This is a genomic window from Methylobacterium oxalidis, from assembly GCF_007992195.1.
GTDB lineage: Bacteria > Pseudomonadota > Alphaproteobacteria > Rhizobiales > Beijerinckiaceae > Methylobacterium > Methylobacterium oxalidis.
This window is the reverse complement of the sequence record NZ_BJZU01000248.1, coordinates 1-2,406: the sequence shown is the minus strand read 5'-3', so window position 1 is coordinate 2,406 and position 2,406 is coordinate 1. Positions and strand designations below refer to the sequence as shown.

The following is a 2,406-nucleotide window of genomic DNA, read 5'->3' as shown; positions in this document are numbered from 1 at the left end:
GCGTCCGAGCGTCCCTCGACCCGGGTGATCTGCTCGGTAAGCGCGTTGAGGCGCCCGGCCTGTGTGCCGACCGCGTTGAGGAGCGGGATCGCTTCCGCGGTCAGCCGCGCTGCCTCGATCACGGTCTCGCCCATCTCGCGCATCAGGGGCTCAAAGCTGCGGACCTCGTAGAGGGCGATCGTCTTCACCGTCTTGTTCATCTCGTCGATGGCGTCGTCCATCGACTGGATCAGGTCCTTGATATCGCCGCGATCGAAAGGGGTGATGAAGCTGCGCCGCACAGCGAGCAGAACCTCGGCCGTGATCGCGTCGGCTTCGTGCTCGCGATCGACGATGATCTGACAGTAGTGCGGGACGTTCTCGCCGCCCTGGAGAACTCCCTGGAGGGCTTCGGCACCGGCAATCAGGGTCTGGGAGTGGCGGGCGAACAGATCGAAGAAGCGCTCCTCGCGGGGCATCAGAGCCCGAAACCAACCCAGCATCCAGCGAACCCCTCGATCGTCCACACGCGGATCCGCAGAGCAGCACCACCCCTGCGCGTGTAGCGTTGTTCAACTCAGCCGTGCGTGGCAAGGCGCTCAAGATGCCGAGCACCAAGCACAAACGCTACACTGCCTTCCTTGTTGCCGTGACGGGTTCGGCCGGCATCGGCGCTGAGGCTGAGGCAGTGACCTACGCCGCACTGAAGCCGAGTGCAGAGGAGGCCATGGCGAGCGTTCAGGCTGCGGTTGATGCTGCCGCTCATGTTGCGGTCGTCGGCAAGCTGTCCACCAAAATGGCCAAGACCATCAAGCTCAAGCGCGACGAGATCCGCGCGATCTGAGTGCCGCTGCGGGCCAAGGGCATCTTTTCGAACGCAGGGCAGAAAACGTTGCGCGACCGCGCAGAACGCTATGTGGCCTGATTACCGCTCGATCGCTGACCTGATCTCAAAATGAAAAGCTCGCCTGAAAGGCCTTGTCGTCAATTACTGGCCAAGTTGCCGCCGCTGCAGCGGGAGGCGCTGCTGCTGGTTGGTGCGAAGGGGCTGACCTACGAGGCGGCCGCTGCGGTGATTGGTTTTGAGGTGGGCACGGCCAAGAGCCGCGTCAGCCGCGCCCGCACGCTCTTGGCCAGCAGCCTCGGATCAGAGACGCGTCAGCCGGCACGCTGACCTAGCAACAAGCGAAGCGACGCAACGTCAACGAGGGGCGTCGCGCTTCATCTGACGGAACTCATCCCGCTCCGATCTTCTTGTCATTGTGCGATGCAGCATGATCGTGGGAGACAGGCATGATCGGTCCGGCCGAGATGGAAGACATGAGGCTCGACCTCATGAACGCGGAGCAGGCGGCACTCTACGACGCCGCTATCGCGCCGTTGAGCCGGCACTGGTCGCGCCGCGGCGCCCCCTCTGTCGGCACGGTTTCGCGCGTTTGCGCACTGGTCTTCGAGCAAGCATCGGGCCGCAGAGTCACGGACTGGAAGGCAGTTCTGATCGAGGCGCTGAGCCGGGGCGGTTACTACGTCGAGTGGCAGAAGGACGACGTGACCGCGTTCAGAGGCCCGGCGGAGTAGGATCGCCGTTCGATCAGCCGGTGTGCTGCACAGTCTTTGTCACGGGGGCGCCCGATGGCCGAACTCAACACCCGCCACCGAACCGTCTACCGCTACCGTCAACGTGTCAGCCTCGGGCCGCATCGCCTGATGTTGCGCCCGCGCGAGAGCCGCGACGTTCGCGTGATGTCGAGCGAACTTACCCTCGCTCCGACACCCGCGCTGAGCTGGGCTCATGACGTTGCCGGCAACACTATTGCGGAGGCGGGAGGTTGTTCTTCACGAGATATCTCAGCCCACGATCGAACGAGGTGTCGTTGTTGCCCCGAATGTCGACGCTGTAGGCCTGTTCGGGCTTGTTGTTTCGCAAGTCTTTCACATAGATGTTGATGTTGAGAATCAGGTTAGGCACCTTCTGGATCTCACCTGTGATCGCGACATCCGCGCCGAGCTTCTTGGCGTAGTCCTCAGCGCAGCCGTTGCAGTGGCGCAGGTCAGGGCCTTTGGCCACCTCAGCCTTCACCGCTTCGGTCGAGGCAATCTGGTATCGGCCGCTGTCCTTCAGCAGTGAGCGTAACAGGTCACTCAGAGGACCGAGGCGGGCTCGGTCAGCATCGGTTGGACCCAGCGCACCTTGATCGGCATGTTGGAAGTCGAACACGGCAGCTTTCGGCGGCTCGGCGTGAGCGACCGTGGAAGCGAGTAGCACGACAGCGAGAGCCGTAAATCGCCAGTGTCCGGCCTTCATCAGCGTTCCTTCCCGAGTAGCCTTCGAGAGGTGAACGCATGACGAGGAGGTAAGTCAGGGTGAGCAGCCATCCATGTGCGAGCAGTCCGCGTCCAGTCCCTCACAATAAGGCGTCAGGCTGG

At 62.9% G+C, this 2,406-nt stretch carries 4 protein-coding genes and 2 pseudogenes; 4 read left to right on the top strand and 2 right to left on the bottom strand.

Translation table 11 applies throughout. The features are described from left to right. The coding region (locus MOX02_RS30185) for a DUF47 domain-containing protein (RefSeq protein WP_147029440.1) at positions 1-482 on the bottom strand (482 nt) is incomplete at its 3' end. A gap of 101 nt (positions 483-583) precedes the next feature. Here MOX02_RS30185 and MOX02_RS30180 point away from each other — a divergent pair. The 4 genes and pseudogenes from MOX02_RS30180 to MOX02_RS32880 form a co-directional block, all read left to right on the top strand. Then, positions 584-823, top strand: coding sequence for a hypothetical protein (locus tag MOX02_RS30180; RefSeq protein ID WP_147029439.1), 240 nt, complete (start codon positions 584-586; stop codon positions 821-823). A gap of 147 nt (positions 824-970) precedes the next feature. After that, positions 971-1,153: pseudogene (locus tag MOX02_RS30175) on the top strand (sigma factor-like helix-turn-helix DNA-binding protein); the annotation flags it as partial. Between the two features lie 119 nt (positions 1,154-1,272). Then, complete coding sequence (locus tag MOX02_RS30170; protein ID WP_147029437.1) at positions 1,273-1,557, top strand: hypothetical protein; 285 nt, start codon at positions 1,273-1,275, stop codon at positions 1,555-1,557. A gap of 54 nt (positions 1,558-1,611) precedes the next feature. Further along, a pseudogene (locus MOX02_RS32880) lies at positions 1,612-1,737 on the top strand (transglutaminase N-terminal domain-containing protein); the annotation flags it as partial. Positions 1,738-1,789: 52 nt separating this feature from the next. Here MOX02_RS32880 and MOX02_RS30160 read toward each other — a convergent pair. Continuing rightward, positions 1,790-2,284: a DUF3280 domain-containing protein gene (locus MOX02_RS30160; RefSeq protein WP_147029436.1), complete on the bottom strand. Its 495-nt coding sequence runs from the start codon at positions 2,282-2,284 to the stop codon at positions 1,790-1,792. Positions 2,285-2,406 lie beyond the last annotated feature (122 nt).